We start from the raw sequence: 5,301 nt of genomic DNA on the forward strand, positions 1-5,301 counted from the left end.
ATGTTCCACCAGTCCGGCGGATGCTGCGACGGGTCGTCCCCCATGTGCTACCCGGCGGGGGAGTTCCTCACCGGCGACTCGGACGTGCTCCTGGGCCTGTTCGATATTTCGGACGGGCTCCAGCCCCAGCCGCTGGAGTTCTGGATGTCCAAGGAGCAGTTCAACTACTGGAGCCACACGCACTTGACGGTGGACGTCGTGACCGGCCGCGGCAGTGGTTTCTCCGTGGAAGCGCCCGAGGGAAAGCGCTTCCTGATCCGTTCGACCCTGATGGACTGGCCCGCCTAGCCGCCCCGGTCCGCGTTCGGTGGCGGCCCGACGTCTCACATAGTGGGATAAAAGCGGCCGTCCAGTGGATGGACACTATCCTTAATAGGTCTGTTTCCCCACCAGCTACCGAAATTTTGGACTTCCTATGAACCTTTTCCGGACCAAATCCATCGAGCAGTCGATTGCAGACGCCGATGAGCCCGGACGCAAGTTGAAGCGCTCGCTCAGTACTTGGGACCTGATGATCATGGGCGTCGCCGTTGCTGTCGGCGCCGGTATCTTCTCGGTCGGGGCCAAGGCTGCCGCCAACTTCGCCGGCCCGGCTGTCACCATTTCCTTCGCGATCGCCGCTGTCACCTGCGCCCTCGCCATCATGTGCTACGCCGAATTCGCCACGGCCATCCCGGTGGCGGGCTCGGCCTACGTCTTTACCTACGCCACCATGGGCGAGGTCCTCGCCTGGATTATCGGCTGGAACCTGATCCTGGAGCTCTTCACCGCGGCCGCCGTGATCGCCAAGTACTGGGGCATCTACCTCAGCAAGGTCTTCGCGCTGATGGGCCTGGACGTTCCGCCGTCGATCTCAGTGGGCGGCGTGGACCTGTTCTGGGGCGCCTTCCTCATTGTCGCCGTGTTTACCGTGCTGCTGGTGCTCGGGACAAAGCTGTCCGCCCGCGTCGGCAACGTGTTCACGCTGATCAAGATCGCCGTGGTGCTCTTCGTGATCGTCGTCGGCTTCAGCTATGTGAAGTTCGAGAACTACACCCCGTTCGTCCCGGCCTCCGAGCCTACCGGCGGCACCGGCGCCACCGACGTGCTCAAGCAGTCCTTCTTCGGCTTCCTCACTGGCGCGGCCCCCGCGCAGTACGGAACCCTGGGCATCTTCGCGGGCGCAGCGCTCGTCTTCTTCGCCTTCATCGGCTTCGACGTCGTCGCGACCTCCGCAGAGGAAGTCAAGAACCCGCAGAAGACCCTGCCGCGCGGCATCTTCGGCGGCCTGGCCATCGTCACCGTGCTCTACATCCTGGTCTCGCTCGCACTGACCGGCATGGTCTCCTACACCAAGCTGGCCGAGGCGAAGAACCCCACGCTGACCACCGCGTTCGAAGCCGTGGGCAACACCGACGCCGCCAAGGTCATCGCCTTCGGCTCCCTGGTGGGCCTCACCACGGTGATCATGGTGCTGCTCATGGGCCTCTCCCGTGTGGTGATGGCCATGAGCCGCGACGGCCTGCTGCCCCGGTCCCTTTCGAAGACCAGCACCATCCGGGCGACGCCGGCACGCCTCCAGATCATCTGCGGCGCCGCCGTGGCCCTGGTGGCCGGTCTCACCAACGTGGACCTGCTCGAGGAAATGATCAACATCGGCACGCTCTCCGCGTTCGTGATGGTCAGCCTCGGCATCCTGGTCCTCCGCCGGAAGCGCCCGGACCTGAAGCCCGCGTTCCGGGTGCCGTTCGGCAAGGTGCTGCCCGTGGTCTCGGCCGTGCTGTGCCTGTACCTGATGACCAACCTGGCCGTCGAAACCTGGATCTTCTTCGCCATCTGGCTGGTGATCGGCATTGTGATCTACTTCGCCTACGGCAAGCGGCACTCCCGCCTCAACGAGAAGTTTGCGGAGGCAAAGACGGCCGTCAACGGCCCGGACCACCAGGTCACAGACCACACCGGGCCGGCCGCCGCCACCGAGGACGAGGACTCCTTCACCCGCTCCTGAGCCGGTGCAGACGGCCGCGCATCAGCGTCCGCCCGGATTGACAACGCCGKGGCCGCACGAATCCGCTGGAAACTCCGGCGGGTCCGTGCCGCCCCGGCGTTTGTCGTCCCGGGCATCGGGGCCCCCGCGTAACCGTCAGGGGGCGGCGTAGCGGCCTTCCCACTCCACCAGCGGGCGCAGGTCCTCCCAGCGCCTGGCCACCTCCTCCACGGCGCCTGGACCGGCCAGCCAGCCGGGCTGGCCAAGGTTCACACCGGCCGTGAGGGACTTGTGCTTCAGCAACTCCGCCCGGGGATGGTCTTTCGCGAAGCCCCGCGGCACGGTCTTGAGTTGCTCGCCCTCGACCTCGTAGCCGGCGTCGGCGACCTTGGCCACGATCGCCTGCAGGGTCTCCCCGCTGGCGGGAGCGTCCACGGCGCCGCGGAAGCGTGCCACCTGGGCCGGCGTGGATGTGTGGCATCCGCCGCCGACCAGGAGCCCGTCGGCACTGAGCTGGAGGTAGAACCCCACCCCCTCGTCCAGCGCCGCGAAGGCGCCCTGCGCGGTCTTGTACGGCGATTTGTCCGCTGAGAACCGCACATCCCGGTTGGGGCGGAAGAGCTTTGCCGGGCCAAAACGCGGCTCCAACTCGGCCAGCAGCAGGGTAAGCGGTTCCTTCACGGCGGCGTCGTACACAGGCTTGTGTTCCAGCCACCAGTCGCGGTTGTTGTTCTCTTCGAGGTCGGCGTAAAACCGGAAGGCGTCCGCCGGAATGCCTGTAAATGCGCTCATGGTCAAATCCTACGGAGCCGCCGTCCGCGGAGGCGAGCAGAATCCCCGGCCATGTGGATAACGCCAAACGCCCCGCCACGGAGTCCGTGGCGGGGCGTTTGTTGTGGCGGGGATTAGACCTTGTTGGCGGCCTCAGCGTCGGACTCCACCTGGCCGGCACCCAGGTTGGCGCGCAGCTTGGCGCCGAGTTCGGCGTCGACGTTGGTCCAGTACTGGATGGCACGTTCCCGGATGGCCGCGCTCTTGACGCCGCTCACCGCACCGGTGATGGTGTCCAGCAGGCGGGCCTTGGCGCCGTCGTCGTACACCTCGCGGTACAGCGTGCCGGCCTGGCCGAAGTCGCTGTCCTCAGCGTGCAGGGAGTGCGCGGAGAGCGTCAGCTCGCCGTCGTGCTCCCAGCCACCGGCCGGGGACTGCGGCTCCACGGCAGCGGGGCCGCCGAAGGAGTTCGGGGCGTACACCGGCACGGAGGGGGCGTTGAAGTGGTACCGGCCGGCGCCGTCCTGGCTGTAGTTGTTGACCTGGCTCTTGGGCAGGTTCACCGGCAGCTGGGCGTGGTTGGTGCCCACGCGGTAGCGGTGCGCGTCGGCGTAGGAGAAGATGCGGGCCTGCAGCATCTTGTCCGGGGAGGCGGCGATGCCCGGCACGAAGTTCGACGGCGCGAAGGTGGCCTGCTCGATCTGCGCGAAGTAGTTCTCCGGGTTCTTGTTCAGCTCCATGGTGCCGACCTTGATCAGCGGGTAGTCGCTGTGCGGCCACACCTTGGTGAGGTCGAACGGGTTGAAGCGGTAGGTCTTGGCGTCCTCGTACGGCATGACCTGGACGTGCAGCTCCCAGGAGGGGAAGTTGCCGGCGGCGATGTTCTCCTGCAGGTCGCGGATGTAGAAGTCCGCGTCCGAGCCGGCCAGTGCCTCGGCGTCGTCGCCGCTCATGGACTTCACGCCCTGGTTGGACTTGAAGTGGTACTTGACCCAGAAGCGCTCGCCCGCGGCGTTGATCCACTGGTAGGTGTGCGAGCCGTAGCCCTGCATTTCACGCCAGGAAGCCGGCAGGCCGCGGTCGCCCATGAGCCAGGTGACCTGGTGGGCGGACTCGGGGGAGAGGGTCCAGAAGTCCCACTGCATGTCGGCATCGCGCAGGTGCGTGCCCGGAAGGCGCTTCTGCGAGTGGATGAAGTCCGGGAACTTGATGCCGTCGCGGATGAAGAACACCGGGGTGTTGTTGCCGACGAGGTCGTAGTTGCCCTCAGTGGTGTAGAACTTCACGGCGAACCCGCGGGGGTCGCGCCAGGTGTCGGGGGAGCCGTTTTCGCCGGCGACGGAGGAGAAACGGATGAGCATGTCCGTCTCGGTGCCCGGCTGGAACAGGGCGGCCTTGGTGTAGCGGGAAACGTCCTCGGTGGTCTTGAAGGTACCGAACGCGCCGCCGCCCTTGGCGTGCACCACACGCTCCGGCACGCGCTCGCGGTTGAACTGGGCGAGCTTCTCCACGAGGTAGTGGTCGGTCAGGATGATCGCGCCGTCGGCGCCGACGGACTGCGAGTGCGCGTCGGAGGTGACGGGGGCACCGGCTTGGGTCGTGGATACTGCGGGCGCAGAGATGTTCTGAGTCATCATTCTCCTATTTCGGGTTCTAACTTAGTTACGGTCGGCGGAAAGTGTTTGGGTGCGCTGGCAGTCCTCGCAAATGCCCTGGTACAGGACATCCGCAATCTGGATGGTCATCGGCTTGGAACCGGCATCCCAGTGCGGGGTGAGGCACGGCGCATGGCCGACGGCGCAGTCCACGTCTTCGACGCGGCCGCAGCTGATGCAGACGGCATGGTGGTGGTTGTCGCCCACCCGCGTCTCATAGAGGGCCGGGGAGTGCGGCGGCTCGAAGCGGCGCAACATCTGCAGCCCGGTCAGGTCGCCGAGGACGACGTACACCGACTGGGCGGTCAGTTCCGGCAGCTCCTCGCGGGCGGCGGCCAAGATGGCGTCCGCCGGCGAATGCGGATGGCGTGCGACGGCGGCCAGCACGGCCAGCCGCTGTTTGGTCACGCGGCGGCCGTGGGCGCGCAGGGCCGTGGCCCATGCCTCGCTGCTGTCCGCGGAATCCATCATGGCCCCATTCAAACACTTATTCTTAGTTGTTCACAATAAGGGCGGGCTTATTTCAGCCGGGCGTCCCACTAGAGTTGCCGGGTGGGGAAATTCTTGGCGGACATCACGCCGTTACGCGAGAGTCCGGCGTTCCGCCGCCTGTGGCTGGGATCAGCCGCCTCCGCCCTGGGCAGCCAGCTCACCCTCGTGGCCGTGAGCCTGGAGGTCTACCGCCTCACCCAGGACAGCCTCTACGTGGGCCTGCTGAGCATCTTCGCCCTGGTTCCGCTGGTGATTGGCGGGCTGCTGGGCGGGTCCATCGCGGACGCCCACGACCGCCGCAAGGTAGCCTTGCTCGCCTCCGCCGTCCTGTGGCTCACCACCGTCGGGCTCGCGCTGCAGGCCTGGCTGCACCTGGGCAACGTCTGGCTGCTGTACGCCATGGTCGCGGTGCAGAGC

General features: G+C 66.5%; 6 protein-coding genes. 3 read left to right on the forward strand and 3 right to left on the reverse strand.

The window, feature by feature from the left end:
* Positions 1 to 288: DUF779 domain-containing protein (locus tag AC1DHD_RS14135; protein ID WP_476880318.1), on the forward strand; the 288-nt coding region annotated here is incomplete at its 5' end.
* Positions 289 to 415: 127 nt separating this feature from the next.
* Entirely contained in the window at positions 416 to 1,987 is a 1,572-nt protein-coding gene (locus AC1DHD_RS14140; RefSeq protein WP_476880319.1) for an APC family permease, read from the forward strand.
* A gap of 135 nt (positions 1,988 to 2,122) precedes the next feature.
* Here the strand turns inward: AC1DHD_RS14140 and AC1DHD_RS14145 are convergent, their stop codons facing one another.
* From AC1DHD_RS14145 to AC1DHD_RS14155, 3 genes are all read right to left on the reverse strand, one after another.
* Positions 2,123 to 2,758: a DUF2461 domain-containing protein gene (locus AC1DHD_RS14145; protein WP_476880320.1), complete on the reverse strand. Its 636-nt coding sequence runs from the start codon at positions 2,756 to 2,758 to the stop codon at positions 2,123 to 2,125.
* 113 nt (positions 2,759 to 2,871) lie between these two features.
* Entirely contained in the window at positions 2,872 to 4,371 is a 1,500-nt protein-coding gene (locus AC1DHD_RS14150) for a catalase (protein ID WP_476880323.1), read from the reverse strand.
* Positions 4,372 to 4,395: 24 nt separating this feature from the next.
* On the reverse strand, positions 4,396 to 4,863 hold the full coding sequence (locus tag AC1DHD_RS14155; RefSeq protein WP_476880321.1) for a Fur family transcriptional regulator: 468 nt from the start codon (positions 4,861 to 4,863) through the stop codon (positions 4,396 to 4,398).
* 81 nt (positions 4,864 to 4,944) lie between these two features.
* On the opposite strand from AC1DHD_RS14155, the gene AC1DHD_RS14160 reads away from it, so the two are divergent.
* A partial coding sequence (locus AC1DHD_RS14160; RefSeq protein ID WP_476880322.1) for an MFS transporter occupies positions 4,945 to 5,301 on the forward strand: 357 nt, incomplete at its 3' end.

The sequence above is a fragment of the Arthrobacter sp. 05L45_2 genome, assembly GCF_056397525.1.

Coding starts and splice junctions, on each gene's coding strand:
- AC1DHD_RS14140 (WP_476880319.1), top strand. CDS start 416: ATGAACCTTTTCCGGACCAAATCCATCGAGCAGTCGATTGCAGACGCC.
- AC1DHD_RS14145 (WP_476880320.1), bottom strand. CDS start 2,758: ATGAGCGCATTTACAGGCATTCCGGCGGACGCCTTCCGGTTTTACGCC.
- AC1DHD_RS14150 (WP_476880323.1), bottom strand. CDS start 4,371: ATGACTCAGAACATCTCTGCGCCCGCAGTATCCACGACCCAAGCCGGT.
- AC1DHD_RS14155 (WP_476880321.1), bottom strand. CDS start 4,863: ATGATGGATTCCGCGGACAGCAGCGAGGCATGGGCCACGGCCCTGCGC.